Origin of the sequence: Caballeronia sp. PC1 (assembly GCF_021353155.1) — a bacterium.
Lineage (GTDB): Bacteria > Pseudomonadota > Gammaproteobacteria > Burkholderiales > Burkholderiaceae > Caballeronia > Caballeronia cordobensis.
In genome coordinates this window covers 933,590-948,176 of sequence record NZ_JAJUBH010000002.1, presented here as the reverse complement: position 1 = coordinate 948,176, position 14,587 = coordinate 933,590, and the positions used below count along the sequence as shown (strand labels likewise).

Annotated in this window: 12 protein-coding genes and 1 pseudogene; 4 read left to right on the top strand and 9 right to left on the bottom strand. The window is 66.5% G+C overall.

Annotated features, from left to right (window positions below; genetic code table 11):
* Window positions 1-256: 256 nt before the first annotated feature.
* Entirely contained in the window at window positions 257-496 is a 240-nt protein-coding gene (locus tag LY284_RS20275) for a DUF6429 family protein (protein WP_155178378.1), read from the bottom strand.
* A gap of 49 nt (window positions 497-545) precedes the next feature.
* Between LY284_RS20275 and LY284_RS20270 the strand changes: the two genes are divergently transcribed.
* The 4 genes from LY284_RS20270 to LY284_RS20255 all read left to right on the top strand — a co-directional run bounded on the left by LY284_RS20270 (window position 546) and on the right by LY284_RS20255 (window position 3,016).
* A complete protein-coding gene (locus LY284_RS20270) occupies window positions 546-938 on the top strand; it encodes a hypothetical protein (RefSeq protein ID WP_155178376.1) in 393 nt (130 codons plus the stop codon).
* A 116-nt stretch (window positions 939-1,054) separates the two neighbouring features.
* Complete coding sequence (locus LY284_RS20265) at window positions 1,055-1,345, top strand: DUF1778 domain-containing protein (RefSeq protein WP_155184405.1); 291 nt, start codon at window positions 1,055-1,057, stop codon at window positions 1,343-1,345.
* Between the two features lie 3 nt (window positions 1,346-1,348).
* Window positions 1,349-1,858 (top strand): N-acetyltransferase, encoded by a 510-nt coding sequence (locus LY284_RS20260; RefSeq protein WP_155178374.1) that lies wholly within the window; start codon window positions 1,349-1,351, stop codon window positions 1,856-1,858.
* An 87-nt stretch (window positions 1,859-1,945) separates the two neighbouring features.
* Window positions 1,946-3,016, top strand: a complete 1,071-nt coding sequence (locus tag LY284_RS20255; protein ID WP_233387778.1) for a recombinase family protein — start codon at window positions 1,946-1,948, stop codon at window positions 3,014-3,016.
* On the opposite strand, the gene LY284_RS20250 is transcribed toward LY284_RS20255, so the two are convergent.
* From LY284_RS20250 to bcsD, 8 genes and pseudogenes are all read right to left on the bottom strand, one after another.
* Window positions 2,944-3,384, bottom strand: coding sequence for a hypothetical protein (locus LY284_RS20250; RefSeq protein ID WP_233387777.1), 441 nt, complete (start codon window positions 3,382-3,384; stop codon window positions 2,944-2,946). The two genes, LY284_RS20255 and LY284_RS20250, sit on opposite strands and share 73 nt — an antisense overlap.
* 136 nt (window positions 3,385-3,520) lie before the next feature.
* Window positions 3,521-6,133, bottom strand: a pseudogene (locus tag LY284_RS20245) (tetratricopeptide repeat protein); the annotation flags it as partial.
* Window positions 6,127-7,287, bottom strand: coding sequence for a cellulose synthase complex periplasmic endoglucanase BcsZ (gene bcsZ, locus LY284_RS20240; protein WP_233387776.1), 1,161 nt, complete (start codon window positions 7,285-7,287; stop codon window positions 6,127-6,129). The pseudogene LY284_RS20245 and the gene bcsZ, both read right to left, overlap by 7 nt.
* Window position 7,288: 1 nt before the next feature.
* Window positions 7,289-9,784 carry a cellulose biosynthesis cyclic di-GMP-binding regulatory protein BcsB gene (gene bcsB, locus LY284_RS20235; RefSeq protein ID WP_041731776.1) on the bottom strand — a complete coding sequence of 832 codons (2,496 nt, stop codon included), beginning with the start codon at window positions 9,782-9,784 and terminating at the stop codon, window positions 7,289-7,291.
* Window positions 9,784-12,000 carry a UDP-forming cellulose synthase catalytic subunit gene (gene bcsA / locus LY284_RS20230; RefSeq protein WP_014251079.1) on the bottom strand — a complete coding sequence of 739 codons (2,217 nt, stop codon included), beginning with the start codon at window positions 11,998-12,000 and terminating at the stop codon, window positions 9,784-9,786. Before bcsA ends, bcsB begins: the two co-directional genes overlap by 1 nt.
* Window positions 11,997-12,782, bottom strand: a complete 786-nt coding sequence (bcsQ, locus tag LY284_RS20225; RefSeq protein ID WP_077158591.1) for a cellulose biosynthesis protein BcsQ — start codon at window positions 12,780-12,782, stop codon at window positions 11,997-11,999. The genes bcsA and bcsQ overlap by 4 nt, the downstream gene beginning before the upstream one ends.
* Window positions 12,779-13,549, bottom strand: a complete 771-nt coding sequence (gene bcsP, locus LY284_RS20220) for a cellulose biosynthesis protein BcsP (RefSeq protein ID WP_233387775.1) — start codon at window positions 13,547-13,549, stop codon at window positions 12,779-12,781. The genes bcsQ and bcsP overlap by 4 nt, the downstream gene beginning before the upstream one ends.
* A 118-nt stretch (window positions 13,550-13,667) precedes the next feature.
* Window positions 13,668-14,123, bottom strand: a complete 456-nt coding sequence (gene bcsD / locus LY284_RS20215) for a cellulose biosynthesis protein BcsD (RefSeq protein WP_233387774.1) — start codon at window positions 14,121-14,123, stop codon at window positions 13,668-13,670.
* Window positions 14,124-14,587: the final 464 nt, after the last annotated feature.

Sequence of the window (14,587 nt, the reverse complement as noted above, 5' to 3'; positions counted from 1 at the left end):
CTTGCGCGGCGGGGTGGGCTTGCGGCCAAGAGACGGCCGAAGGGCGGCTTTATTGCTTCGCGCTGCAAAGCCGAAGGCGGCGGAAAAAAGCTGCCCGGCGCCGTTGCGCCGCCAGGTGGACACGAACAGATCAAGCCACGAGGGAGGCCGCGAGGGTCGGTCAGGCAGGCAGGACGGGAGACACTGATGCACCCGGCATTTCAGCGGAGCCACCAGCGATGGCCGGGTTATGGCTTTCGCATCGGCGTGGCAGGATTCAGGGGCGAGCGAACAGCGCGTTGAACAGGCGCTCAGCCTCGGCCATGCCTTCGTCCGTCAGATGCACCGACTTCGCCTTGCGCGCCGGATCGGAAATCAGTCCGCGTTCGTGCAGTCGATCCATCGCGCTCCAGTCGAAGCCTTTCCAGGCCGTGCCGGTGGTGCTGCGGTTGAGCCACAGCAGGGCAAGCACCGCCTCGTCGATTCTGTCAGTGTCGATGTGCGTCCGCGAGTCCATGTGCGGAAGGATAGCAAACCGGGCTGCACACGGCATCCGCGATCCCGCCGTGAGCACGTATCTCTGCTACGCTACGCTTCGCTATTTCCGCCTTGCGCCGCCGTGCGCCGAATCCCGCCGCCGCCGCTACGGGACCGGCACGTATGCGGCCAAGGGCGATTTTGCTGGATTCCCGAGAGATGCGCGGCAGCTTGAGCATATGGCACTCTCTCGCAAACGTCGCCGCCGCGCACCCCGCGGCTGGTCGGAAGGGCTGGAAGACCTGCACGATTACATGCAGCCGCATCCGACGCGCGCATCGTCTCGCAGGAGCGCTACCAGCGCGCCGATAATCGTTACCGACGACTGGCCCGAGCAGGTTCCCATCGGCGATGCCGAGCTGCGCGTCATCGAAGGCGCTTTTCGTGAGGAACTGGACGCCCTGTTCGGGTCGCTGCCATGATGAAAATCGGCTCTGCTGTCCCGTGCTTCTACGATCGGATGATGCGGCCCACGCGCTTCGGCGAAGTTGACTGGCACGGTATTATGCCGTACATTAACGGTCAAAGGAGATCGGGCATGTCAGCCGTTCAGAAACGCCGGAAACCGGAGCGCGAGATCAAGCGCGAGCGGATCGAGCTGCGCGTGAGCGCGTCGGCCAAGGATTTGATTCAACAGGCGACGGCGGTCACTGGCCTGACGGCCGGTGATCTGGCCTATGAAGGCGCGCGGCGCGTGCTGGACGAGCATCAACGCCTGGTGCTGACCGGCGCAGATCGGGATGCCTTCTTCGAGGCGCTGATGAACCCGCCGGAGCCGTCCGAGCGGCTGATCGCGGCCATGCGCCGTCACCGCGATCTCGTGGGCTGACGATTGGCGATCGTCTTTGAAGCCCTCGGCAAGCATCACGATCGGTCGCGCTTCTCTTGCGGGCAGGCCGATCTGGATGGCTGGTTCCGGCGACGCGCCGGTCAGGATGACCGCCGCGATGTCGCGCGTGTCTTCGTCGCAGCGGATTCGGAGTTGGGCGTCGTCGGCTTTTACAGCCTGAGCGCCTTCAAGCTGGAGCTGGGCGAATTGCCGGAGGAAATCGCGCGCAAGCTGCCGCGCTACGAGAGCGGTTATCCAGCGGCGCTGATCGGACGCCTTGCACGGGACGTTCGGATGCGTGGCAAGGGCTTCGGTGAAGTGCTGGCGGTGGATGCGATACGCCGCATTCTCGGCGCCGCGGAAACGCTGGCGGTGCTGGCCATCATCGTCGACGCCAAGGATGAACGCGCGGCAGCTTTCTACGAAGGGCTTGGCTTTGCGCCCTTCCCGCGGCGGCCGAACCGGCTGTTCCTGCTGGCGTCCTCGGCGGGGCGGGGGCTGGAGAAAATGTAGTCGCGGTCGCCGCTGTGGGCCGCAGGTTGATGAAAGGATGTTGTCATGGCGACTGTCGCCCCCGCCAAACCCGAGACGCCGCCGGTCGTGGCGACGGCTCGCGCCGCGCTCTACCTGCGCGTTTCCACTCCGCGCCAGGCGGATCACGACTTGTCGATCCCCGATCAACGCCGCCAGCTTGAGGGTTACTGCCTCTCGAACGGCTGGGAGGTCGCGGCCGAGTTCGTCGAGCCGGGCGTCTCGGGCACCGACGATCGCCGTCCCGCCTTCCAGGATATGATCGATGCGGCGATGGAGAGGCCTCCCGCGTTCGACGTGGTGGTCGTGCATAGCTTCTCGCGCTTCTTCCGCGATCAGTTCCAGTTCGAGTTCTACGTCCGCAAGCTGGCGAAGAACGGCGTGCAGCTTGTCTCGATCACGCAGGTTCTCGGCGATGATCCCGCGGGCGAGATGATGCGCAGGATCATGACGCTGTTCGACGAATATCAGTCGAAAGAGACTGCCAAGCATACGCTACGCGCGATGAACGAGAACGCGCGGCAAGGCTTCTGGAACGGCGCCCGTCCGCCGATCGGCTACCGCGTGGTCGAGGCCGAGCAGCGGGGCACGAAGATCAAGAAGAAGCTGGAGATCGATCCGATCCATGCCGAGACGGTGCGCCGGATTTTCCGCCTGGCGCTGGAGGGCGCCGATGGACGCGGGCCGATCGGAGTCATGGCTATCGCGTGCTGGCTCAACGAGAACAATATCCGCACACGCTATGGTGGGCGCTGGGGCAAGGGCATGGTGCATCAGGTGCTGACGCGCACGACCTATATCGGCCAGCACCGTTTCAACACCTATGACGTCAAGAAGGGGCGTCGGAAGCCCGAGGCCGAGCACGCCATCATGGAAGTGCCGCCGATTGTCACGGTGGCCGAGTTCGAGGCCGTGCAGCGGTCATTGAAGGCGCGCAGCCCCAAGATGATGCCGCCGCGCGCGGTGGGCGGTTCGACGCTTCTGACGGGCATCTGCTTCTGCGCCTGCTGCGGTGCGGCGATGACGCTGCGCACGGGCACCAGCCGGAGCGGTCAGGAGTATCGCTACTACACCTGCGCGACCAAAGCCACGAAGGGGAAAACGGGTTGCCCGGCGTCTCTCTGCCGATGGACCGGCTGAACGAGGCCGTGATCGAGCATCTGGAGAAGCGGCTGCTCGATCCCGCTCGGCTTGAAGTGCTGATGGACCAGCTTATCGCCCGGCGTGAGGAATGGGTGACGGAGCGCCGCCAGCACGTCGCCGAGATGGAGCGTCGGGCGACGGAGGCCGATACCAAGCTCTCCCGACTCTATGAGGCGATCGAGAATGGAGTGGTCGATATGGGCGATCCGTCGCTCAAGGCGCGCATCGCCGAGCTGACCACCCTCCGCGACCAGGCCCGAGGGGATGCCGAGCGGGCTGTCGCGCATATCGAGCGCATCAGCCCGGAGATCACCGTCGAGAGCCTTCATGCGTTCGCGCTGGCCGCGAAACATAAGCTGCGCCATGACGACGGCTCCTATGCGCGGAACCATGTGCGTGCCGTCGCTCAGCGGGTCGAGGTCCATAGCAAGACGGATGTGCGAATCTGCGGCACGCGCACCGAGTTGCTACGCACCCTCACCGCCGTCTCTGGCGTAGAGGCGGCGGTGCTAGGGACTCGCGGTTTTGGACCGAAATGGTGCCCGGCAGCGGATTCGAACCGATGCGGCTCATCGCCGTTTCCCAGCCACGCGGCACGTCGCTGCGCGCCTGGCCAGGCGGCGCGGCCTGCACCGGCGTATTGGCGGCGACGAGCGAGCGTTGCAGGAACTGCGCCGCGAGATCGAGCTTGCCCTGCGCGCGATACATCCGGCCGATCGCGGCGAGCACGGCCGGATCGTTCGGCGCGGCCTGATACGCCTGATTCGCGTAGGTTTCCGCGAGTTTGAAATCGCGCACGCCGCTCGCCGCGGACATCGCCGCCGTCTGCAAGCCGATGTCGTCGGGACGGCGCGCGAGCGCTTTCTGGTAGCTCGCGAGCGCGCTGCGGTCATCGCCCGCCGAGGTGTACATGCGGCCGAGCGCCGCCTGCAGATCGGCGTTGTCGGGCATCGCGGCGAGCCACGGCGAGATCACGTCGTAGGCCGCGGCGAGATCGCCCTGCCTGCGCACGGTATCCGCGCGCGCGACGACGATGCCCACGTTCAGACTCTCGAAGTCGGCGCGCTGCTGCGTCGTGAGCGGCATCGACTGGAGGCGGCGCATGACGGAGCCGAGTTCGGCGTCCTGCTGCGTCGCCGACAGAATGCCCGCGTATTGCAGCAACAGGCCGGTGTCGTTCGGCGCATTGGCGATCGCGCCGCGCACGAGCGACAAGGCCCGCGCCGGATCGCCCGCCTTCAGATACGCCGATGCAACCGCGCCCACCAGTTCCGCGTTGCCGGCGGCGACCGGCTCGGCGCGGCGCAGGATCGCGAAGGCCTGCTGGCGCTGGCCCGCGGCGGCGGCGCGCGTCGCGAGTTCGGCCTGCTGTTGCACCCACAGGCGGTGCTGCAGCGCGCTCATCGCGCTCGTGCGCTGGGCGGCGGGAATCCGTTCGAGCTGCGCGAGGCCCGCGGCCCAGTCCTTCGTTTCGGCGGACAGCAGCGCGCTGGCATAGAGCGCGTCGGTCATGTCGGGATGCGCGGCCACGAGGCCGTCCATCATGCTGCGCGCGTTGCCGACCGCGCCCTGACGCACGTAGATGCGCGCGAGATCGAGCCGCAGCCACGGATCGTCGGGATTGTTGAGCAGCGCGTCTTCGAAGAGACTGCGCGCCGCGCCCAGATCGCCGCGCGCTTCGGCTGCGCGCGCCTGCGCGGCCTGCGCCTCGCCGCGCAGCTTGTTGATGCCGCCCGCTTTGGCCTGCTGTTCGGTGTTCAGACGATTGGCGAATTCGAGCGCCTCGTCGCCGCGCCCCTGTGCGGCGAGCGCGCCGACGAGCCCGCGGATCGCATCGGGATTGTCGGCCTGACGGCGCAGCGCCATGCGATACGCGGCTTCCGCGCCGCGCGGATCGCCGTTCGCGAGCAGCATTTCGCCGAGCAGCACTTGCGCGGTGACATCGGACGGATTGGTCGCGATCGCGCGTTCGAAAAGCGCCTTCGCCTGCGCGATCTGGCCGTTGCTGCGCGCGCCGATGGCATCGCTCGTATAGGTCCAGTAGGTCGCGCTCGTGAGCGCGTCTTTCCAGCGCGCCGGGTTGCCGGCCCGCGAGGCGCGTTCGAGATACGTGCGCGCTTCCGAAAAGCGCTCCTGCTTCAGCGCGGCGATGCCCATGCCGCCGAGCGCGTCGGCGTCGTTCGGGTCGCCCGCGAGCACGGTCGAAAACTTCGCCCGGGCCGTCACGAGATCGCCGCGATCCAGCGCGGTGAAGCCTTCCGCGACCACTCGCCCGCGCGCATCGACGGCCGCATCGGCCTGCGAGCGCTCGCGCGCGGTCTTGTCCTGCTGCACCATCGAATCGAAGCGCGCTTTCACGGCGGCGTCGTCGGGCGATAGTTGCAGATACGCCTGAAAAAGCGGTGCGTCCGATGCGCGCGCGCCGAGCCACAGAAGCGCCTGCCGCCAGCTTTTCTTCGCATCCGCGCCGACGGCACTGTCGTTGGCCAGCTTCGCGAGCCGCGCGATGCCGTCGCGCCGCGTCGCATCGCGATAGGTCAGATGTTGCGCGTAGGCAAGCTGATAACGCGGCTCGTCGGGAAACTGGCGCGCGAGCTGTTCAAGCCCGCGGCGCGCTTCGTCCCAGCCCTGCGGCGTCGCGGCGAGCGCCTGGTAATACTCCAGTTGAAGCTGCGGCGTCGTGGGCTTGCCTTCGATCGCGCGCTTGTATTCCTGCACCGCCGACGCGCTTTGTCCGCTTTGCGCGAGACGCCGCGCGTCGTTGACCGTCTGATCGCGCGAGCTGGTTTCGCCCAGACGCCGGCCGAGTTCGTCGATATTCGGATAGTTCGGCGCAACCTGACGCAACTGCGCGAGATACTGCTGCGCGCCGCTGCCGTCCTTGCGGTCGGCGAGCACCATGCCCATGCCGAACAGCGCATCGGGCTGCTTCGGATTGATGCGCAGCACTTTCTGCCACGCCTGCTCCGCGAGGTCGCCGCGCTTGTGCGACTGCCAGTATTTGCCCTGATCGATGAGCACGGTCAGCGGATCGGCCGTGGCTTGCGCGAAGGCGAGAACGGGCGCGGCGCTCAGCATGGCCGCGATGACGCGTTTCCTGGTCCGGATCAGCATGCGCTTCTCCAGTTCGGCACGAGACGCCCGTTTTCATCGAAGCGATATTTCCCGTCGACGAAACCGCCGCCGAAAAGTCCAAGCACGCGGTCGTAGTAGACCGGCTCGCGTCCCGCGCCCGGCGGCGCGCTGAGCGCTTCGAGATGCGCGCGCGCGAGGCCCAGGCCGCGCTCGTCGTTCAGCGCCCTGAAGTACGGCGCGAGCGCGCCCCAATAGGAAAGCGGACCTTCGCCGCTTGCCGCGCCCGTCGTCACGTTGACTTTCTCCGGCGGAAAACCCGTCTGCGCGACGCTCTGGCGCATGCCGGACAGCGCATCGAGCCACGGCCGCGCGAGCGGATCGCTCGCCGGCGCCATGCCGGCCCACAGATAAACGCGGATCGCGTCGTAGCTGCCGATATCGCCGTTCTTCGGATCGACGACGAACTGGCCGTTCGGGCTGGCCTGGTACGCCGCCCAGTCCGGCGCGTAGCCGTGCGGCGACGTCACCTTGATCATCTTCGCGGTGCTTTGCGCGAGTTTCGCCCACGGGCCGTCGGGCATCTCGTGCGCAAGGCCGCGCAACAGCGGCAGCGGCAGATAGCTCGGGTTCAGGCGCGTCACGTCGCCGGTGCGAAAACCGTGCGGGCCGGGCAGCAGCATCGGCCCGAGGCCCGGCAGATCGACGACTTCCTGCTTCACGATCTGCGTCGCGAGCGCGAAGGCGAGCTTCGTGTACATCGGCTCCTTCCAGAGGCGGCCGGCCTGAAAGAGGTCGTAGGCGATCCACAAATCCGAATCCGACGCCGAGTTCGGGTCCATCACGCCGAACGCGCCGTCCGGCTTTTTGCCCCATTGCCACGCGGGCAGGCGCACGTTGTTCGCATCGAACTGATTCGCCGAGAGATTGCTGCGCGTCCAGTTGAAGAGCCGGTCGAACGTGGCGCGGTCGTTCGCGACGAGCGCGAAGAACATGCCGTAGGACTGGCCTTCGGACGTGGTCTGCTGCGCGTCGGTGGAGCGGTCGATCACGCGGCCATCGGCCTGCACGACGCGCTCGACGAAGATCCGGTACGCGGGCCAGTCGCACTGCTGCGCGGCCTGCGTGGCCTGCGCCCCCGTGGCCGTGGCCGCGATGAGCGCTCCGGCGAAAACTTTGGCGGTCGAAACCCGCATATCAATCCCTCAGGCGGCGTGCGGCGACCGCGCGCAGCATACGGTAGAACAGGGCGGCGATGATGAGCGCGGCGAGCACGCCGGCGATCACCAGCAGAATCGGGTGCGACGACAGCGCCCAGCGCATGTAGTGCATCGGCGACAGATGACCGACGAAATACGCTTCGCCGTTCGACGTGACCGTGACGGTGCGACCGTGAATCACCGCCATCGCGCCTTGAATCGACGGCAGCAGGTCGTTGTCGAGCAGCGCGGCGGAGAGATCGGCGTCGGACTGGCCCGCGGCGCTGATGAGCGCGACCGCGCTGCGGCCGCTCTTCAGCGGCGATTCGAAGCCGGTCAGGAGGGCATCGCCGTTCGAACTCACGAGCGACAGATCCGCGCGCGCCGGCGAGCGTTCCGGACCTTGCTCGCCATGCCACCAGTCGACGACCTTGAACGCGACATCGGAGAGCTGGAAGGTGCGCGCGTCGCCGTCGCCGGAGAAGGGCATGTGTTTCGCCCAGCGTTGCAGGAGCGGCTGACGGCCGGGCGAGCCGAGAATCAGCAGATCCTTGTCGGCGAAGCGGTCGACATCGTTCGCGCTTGTCACGGTGACGCCTGTCACGGGATAACCCGTCGATGCGCCCATGCGGCCCATTTCGAGCAGATACAGGCTGTAGTCGGCCGAATTCGGCTCGTTCGGCAGCACGACGGCCGTCTGCGAGAGATCGGCCATGCGCGTGAACGGGAAGCCGCCGTTCGCGAACGCGGCCAGATCGGGCAGCGCCATGTAATGCGGGAAGCCGGAGAGATCGATGGTCGAATTCGGATCGATCGCGCCGACGACGTTATCCAGCACGCGCCCCGTGCATTCGCCGGTCTTCGGGATGTCGTAGTAGAAGTGCAGGCGCAACTGCGCGCGCGGCGTGATGAGCAGCGGCGGCAGATACACCTCGCGGCGCGCGGCGACGGTCTTGTCCGGCAGCACGCGGCTGAAGTACGTGCCGAGATCGAAGGTCGATGTCGATACCGCCGGAATGCGCAGCGACTGCACGAAGCCGTTGTTGACGCTGATATTGAGCGACGAGCGGTCCGGCGCGGGCCGCACGGTGTAGCGATAGCCGAGATCGACCGGCACGCCTTTGGTCTGCCACATGAAGAGGTCGGGCGGCACGCGCAGGTTCACGCGCACGGCGTCGGAATCGTAGCCGTGGGCGGTCAGATCGCGCGCTTCCGCCAGTTCGCCGAAGCGCACGGGGCGGTCGGTCGGCAGCCAGTTCGGCGCGTCGTAGGGGCGGCGCGGCTGAAGGTCGTTGAACTGCGTGATCGTCGCGCTCGTGCCCGACAGCGTGTTCTGGCCGACGCCGAGCGCCTTGGCGGCGGTCTTCAGTTCGTTCTCGTCGCGGCCGAGCACGAGCAGGAGACGTCCGCGCGCGTTGGCGTCGCGCTCGACGACGGCGATGGTCGGCCCGGACACCGGCGGAATCTCGACGCCCGCGACCTTCGCATCGCCGACGGCGAATACGACGGCGTTGCCCGAGAGCGGCACGTTGTCGGTTTGCGCGGGGAACACCGCGCCACGGTAGCCGGCGAGCGAGCCGAAGTACGACGCGACCATGCCGGCCGCTTCCAGCGCGGGCAGGCTCGGCTTGCCCGCGAACACGAAGGGCAGTTCGAGGCGGCGCACGTCGCGGCGGTCGAAGAACGGCTGCGGCAGCGCGGCGAGATCGGGCTTGTTCGCGATCGACGCGTACGTCAGGTCGAGCGAGCTTGCATTGCTGACGGTCGCCCATAACGTGGAGTTCGACGGGTCTTCGCACTGCTGCGTGTAATGACCGATCAACTGCACGTTGAGGTGATTGAACTCGGTGATGAAGCGCGGATCGATGGCCACGTCGCGCGCGACCAGCACGCCGGCCTGATCGCGCGGCACGGGCAGCGTCGCGGCCACTTCGCCGTTGATCAGCACTTTCAGTTGCGAGATCGACGGCAACAGCGACGGCGAATAGCTGTAGATCAGATGCAGGATCGCGCCGGTCACGACTTCGTCGCCGCGCACCGAGAACGCGATGCCGTTCTGGCCGTCCGTGCCGCGCAATTGCAGCGGATCGAGCGCGCCGTAATCGGCGAAAGTGAGCGTCTGACGGCGGCCTCCGGGCACCAGCGTGCCGGGATCGGCGGTGGTCGGAATGCGCGACGTGAGCGGCTTGTCGGGCTTGCCCGAGAACGCGGGCACGGGCACGGCGAGCGCGGGCTGCGCGAGCGCCGCCGGGTTATAGACCACGGCCGGACTCGGCGCGGGCACGGCGCCGACGCCGGTCGCCTGCTGCGCGCCGCCCGCTGCCGCATTGGCTTCCGCCGTGGCCGCGGCCGCAACGGAAGCGAACGGCGCCGCGAAGGCGGTCTGCAAGGCCATGAAGACGGCCAGCGCGCGCGCAAAAGGTCTTTCGCAAAAACGCGGCGCGCGCTCGCCCGTTTCGTTTTCAACGCGCAACTTCGACATACCCATGCCCATTATTGGTCTTTGGTTTTCAGCTTCTTCACATCGACTGGGCGCTTGTTCATCCAGGTTCGAAGGTCGCTGTACAAATGCTCGAACAAACCGGCGATGCCGCGCGTGCCCACCAGCAGCACATGCGACAGGCCGCGCAACGGCGTATCGGGACGGCGTCCCTCGGACCAGCCGGTCCAGGCGTCCGCGCGCGCGAACGTGGTCTTCACGAAGTCGTATTCCTGCTCGCGCGTGAGCGTCGAGAAACGCAGCCCGACGCGGCCCGGTTCCGTATAGCCGACGGTCGCCGGGAACGCGTATTCCTCGTCGCCGCGGAACAGCGAGACGGTGACGCGCTCGTGCATCGGCACTTCGATCTTGCTCGGCAGCGCGACGCCCACGCCGCCTTCCGAGTAGTCGATGGTTTCGCAGGCGAGCGTGCGGCCGGTCGAAAACTTGAGCATCACGGGCATCTTCATCGTGACGCGATGCGTGGCGCGCACCTGCCGCCGCTCGCTCGCCGCCGCCACCGACGCGCCCAGGATCAGCATGTTGTAGACCGTCCAGCAGAGGTTGAGGATGGTCGTGTTCACTTCGCTGCGCACATGCCAGTAGATGACGATATGCACGATGCCCGCGACGAAGCCGAGCAAGTTCAGGAGCAGCAGGAACAGGTAAGGGCGCGAGATGTACCAGTCGAAGTAATCCTTCGCGATCTGGCCGCCCTTGGCCGTCACGTTGAACTTGCCGAGCTTCGGATTGATGACGGCGAGCAGCGTTGGCGCGGTGATGTACGACGCGAGTACCGATTCATACACTTCGGCCCAGAACGAATGACGGAAGCTGCGCTGCATGCGCGAATTGGTGATGCTCGCGTGCATCATGTGCGGCAGCGCGAAAATCGCGATGGTGCTCGCCGCCGCTTCGATCACGTGCGCGCCGAAGAACAGATACGAGAGCGGCGCGGTCAGGAACACGAGACGCGGCACGCCGTAGAAGAAGTGCAGCATGCCGTTCAGATAGCACAGCCGCTGGCCGATCTTGAGGCCCTTGCCGGTGAGTGGATTGTCGATGCGGAAAATCTGCGTCATGCCGCGCGCCCAGCGGATGCGCTGCCCGATATGGCCCGAGAGACTTTCCGTCGCCAGACCAGCCGCTTGCGGAATCGCGAGATAGGCGGTCGTGTAGCCGAGCCGGTGCAGCTTGAGAGCCGTATGCGCATCTTCTGTCACGGTTTCGACCGCGATGCCGCCGATCTCTTCCACCATCGAGCGGCGCAGCACCGCGCACGAGCCGCAGAAAAAGGTTGCGTTCCAGAGATCGTTGCCGTCCTGCACGAGGCCGTAGAACAGCTCGCCTTCGTTCGGCACCTTGCGGAACGTGCCGAGATTGCGCTCGAACGGATCGGGCGAAAAGAAATGGTGCGGCGTCTGCAGCATCGACAGCAGCTTGTCGCGCAGGAACCAGCCGAGGCAGATCTGCAGGAAGGAGCGCGTCGGAATGTGGTCGCAGTCGAAGATCGCGAGGAATTCGCCCTGGGTGATCTTCAGCGCCTCGTTGATGTTGCCCGCCTTCGCGTGACGGTTATGCGTGCGGATCGTCCAGTTGACGCCCACTTCCTCGCAGAACGCCTTGAACTCGGGTCGGCGGCCGTCGTCGAGCACGTGGATGGCGAGCTTGTCCTGCGGATAGTCGAGCGCGAGCGCCGCGTAGATCGTCGGCTTCACGACCGAAAGCGGCTCGTTGTACGTCGGGATGAAGACGTCGACGGTCGGCCACTGGCTGCGGTCGGCGGGCAGCGGCAGCGGCTTGCGCTTGAGCGGCCACGCGGTCTGAAAATAGCCGAGCAGCAGCACGAGCGCCGCATAGACTTCGGCCGCGACGAGCAACAGGCCCCAGGCGGCGTCGAGCGGCCGTTCCCAGTACGTGGTTTCGGTCAGACGCCAGAACATATAGCGGCCCGACGCGACCACCGACAGCACGATCATCACGAGCGTCGCGTACTGGCCTTGCAGACGGCGAAAGCCGAGCGCGCAAGCGAAGCAGATCGTCGCGAACGCGAGTTGCTGGCCGAAGGCGAGCGGCACTGTGACGACGAAATACAGCGCGAACGCGGCGAACACGGTGAGCAGGACCACGACGATCCGGCTGCCCCAGATGCCCGCATCGACGAAACGTTCGAGCCGCGAGGTCGCGACGCTCACCTCGGTTTCGGGCGACGGAATCTTGGGCGAACTCATGCGAGCTTCCTCGAGACGGCCATCGCGTCGACGGCGGAAAGGAGCCAGTCGCCGCATGCGCGCAGATCGGCGGCGGCTTGCGAAAGCGGATCGTAATGAATGAGCGTCGTGTCGCAGGCGAGCGATTCGGAGACGCCCTCGTCCTGATGGATCACGCCCGGGAACAGTTTCGTGCCGAGCATGTTGCGCAGTACCTTGAGCACGTCCTTGGTCAACTGGCGCGACTGATCGACCTGATTGACGACATAGCCCTGTCCCGCGAAATTCTGACGCGGCGCGGCGTACGCATCGACCATGCGCTCCATGCCGGGGATCGCGGCGTAGGAGGCGGCGTCCGCGAGCACCACGTTGAGCGCGAAGTTGGCCGCGGTGAGGGCGGTGCGCGTGTAGACGGAGGAGCCCGGCGGCGTATCGACGATCACGATGTCGTTGGCGTCGAGCGCGAGCGATTCGAGCGCATGCGCGAGCCACGCGGGATCGCTGTCGACGAGCGCCTCGAAGCGGCGGCGGTCGTCCTCGGTCACGGCGCCGTAGGGCAGCACCGTGACGCCGTCGACGCCGTCGAACATCACCGTTTGCCACGGGTCGCGGCTGAGCGTCGCGCGCGAAATGCCGTCGATGCTGTCGAGCGGAATGCCGAAGTGCAGGCGCAGCGCGTTCTGCGGATCGAGGTCGAGCACGATCACGCGGCGGTTGCGCGCGGCGAGCACCGAGGCCAGATTGGCGGCGAGCGTCGTCTTGCCGACCCCGCCTTTCGCGGAAACTACCGTGATGACTTTCATGAGCGTGGGAGGCGGCCCGCGCGCGGGGCGTGGCCTGCGCTGGCCTGCGTGTTCGAGGGTTCGGTGGCGGGGCGCTCGGCGCGGCGCAGGCGCTCGAACATGGCGTCGAGCGAACCGGCGGGCGCGTGCGTCGCGTGCTGTGCTTGCGGCTTGAAGAGCTTGCCGAGGATCGATTGCGGCGCGGCGGATTCCGCTGCGCGCGGCGCAGGCGCGGCCGGCGGCACCTGAACGGGCGCGCGGCGCGCGAGGAAATTCGCGCCGAGCGTGGCTGACGGGCGCGTCGTATCCGGCTTGCTGACGGCCGCTTCGTTCGCCACCGGCGTTTGAACGGCCGGCACGCTGGCCGCGGGCGCGACTGCGGAATCCGGAATCGTTCCGGTTTCGTTCGACGCCGACTCGCCCATCACCGAGAAGCGCAATGCGCTCAACGATTCCGCGGCGGGCGGATTGACGGGCGGAATCGTGCGCCGATGCGGCCGCGTGAAAAGCTGCTGCTTGCCGCGATGAATCGGCGTCGGCGTCGGGGTCGAATGCGCGTCGGGTGCCTCGCCCGATGCTTCGTTCGCACGCGGGCGCGCGGCATTCGGCTGCGCCTCGCGGGGCGACGCGATCTCGGGAATCGCGGGCTGCGCGAAGTCGAGCGTCGCAAGCAGCGGCCAGCGGGTGCGGGCCGACCTGGCCTCGTTCTCCCGGCCGATTTCCTGATAATCGCCTGCATTGCCGCCGAAATGATCGAACAGCTTCTCGATATCGCGCGAAGTATTCATGATGCCGCTTCCTCGTCGTGCTTTTTTTGATGCCTGGCCGGTGCCGCTCGTTTTCGATCCGCCCGTCCGGCGGTCGATGCCGCCGCATCGAGGCGGCGGTCGGGGGTGCTGAAAAGCGTTAAGCCGCGACGCGCGCGAGCCTGAATTCGATGGCCGCGTCGTCGCCGAACTCGCTCGCCTGCCGGATCGCGAGACCTTGCGCGCCGAGCGCGGCGAGCCACGCCTGGTACGCGCCTTCGAGAAACGCAGGGGTCCACGCGAGCGCGCTTTCGCCGAATGCGGGCAGCGGCGCGCAGTAATGCACGATGCTCAAATAGTCGCGCTCGTCCGAGAGTTCGACGAAGCCCCAGTCGGTGTCGCGCCAGAGCGTGTTGAGCGCGTCGGCGAGCGCCGCGGTCGAATCGCACGGTGGCAAGGGACGGGCCTCGGCGAAGCGGCTGCCCACGCGATGCATCAACTGGCGCAGTTCGTTGCGCCCGATCTGCGCTTCGAACTCGTCCGCGAGCGCGGCCAGCACGCCGCGCCATTGCTTGGAGATCTGACTGTCCAACAGGTAATCGAAAATAGCGGCCATGTTTTTCGTTCGGCAGGGCGTGAGCCACAGCGCGTGGTTGATCGGTCTTGTTTACGTCCTCGCCGGGAATCCCTTTAATCCGCGAGCATCGATCCGGACATTTGTCCAGGCGCTATTACACGTCTGAACTTACTTCAATGCAGTTCTTTTCGCCAGTGGAAAGACTAGCAGTGAATTTTTTGTCGGATCGGGCAAACAGGAGATCGCAGACGGCTCTTTTCGAGCGTTCGGCGCACGCGGGCATGGACGAAATATCGACACGCTTATGGTCAGCCCGAATGGCCGGGCGGACCGGCACTCCTCGTCGGCGGCGGCAGTGTACCATCTCGTTAATCTGCTCGGCCGGCGGGCATCCGCTCTGATTCGTACGAATTGACTTTTGGCGGAATTGCTTACTTGCTTCGAATCGCGCGTATTTGTCGTACCTGAAAACGTGCGGCGCGAAAAAAAAGCGCTCCGAATGG

What these genes read in the sequence shown, in the direction of transcription:
- LY284_RS20275 (WP_155178378.1), bottom strand. Translation starts at nt 496, where the DNA reads ATGGACTCGCGGACGCACATCGACACTGACAGAATCGACGAGGCGGTG.
- LY284_RS20265 (WP_155184405.1), top strand. Translation starts at nt 1,055, where the DNA reads ATGTCAGCCGTTCAGAAACGCCGGAAACCGGAGCGCGAGATCAAGCGC.
- LY284_RS20250 (WP_233387777.1), bottom strand. Translation starts at nt 3,384, where the DNA reads ATGGCGCAGCTTATGTTTCGCGGCCAGCGCGAACGCATGAAGGCTCTC.
- bcsZ (WP_233387776.1), bottom strand. Translation starts at nt 7,287, where the DNA reads ATGCGGGTTTCGACCGCCAAAGTTTTCGCCGGAGCGCTCATCGCGGCC.
- bcsB (WP_041731776.1), bottom strand. Translation starts at nt 9,784, where the DNA reads ATGGGCATGGGTATGTCGAAGTTGCGCGTTGAAAACGAAACGGGCGAG.
- bcsA (WP_014251079.1), bottom strand. Translation starts at nt 12,000, where the DNA reads ATGAGTTCGCCCAAGATTCCGTCGCCCGAAACCGAGGTGAGCGTCGCG.
- bcsQ (WP_077158591.1), bottom strand. Translation starts at nt 12,782, where the DNA reads ATGAAAGTCATCACGGTAGTTTCCGCGAAAGGCGGGGTCGGCAAGACG.
- bcsP (WP_233387775.1), bottom strand. Translation starts at nt 13,549, where the DNA reads ATGAATACTTCGCGCGATATCGAGAAGCTGTTCGATCATTTCGGCGGC.
- bcsD (WP_233387774.1), bottom strand. Translation starts at nt 14,123, where the DNA reads ATGGCCGCTATTTTCGATTACCTGTTGGACAGTCAGATCTCCAAGCAA.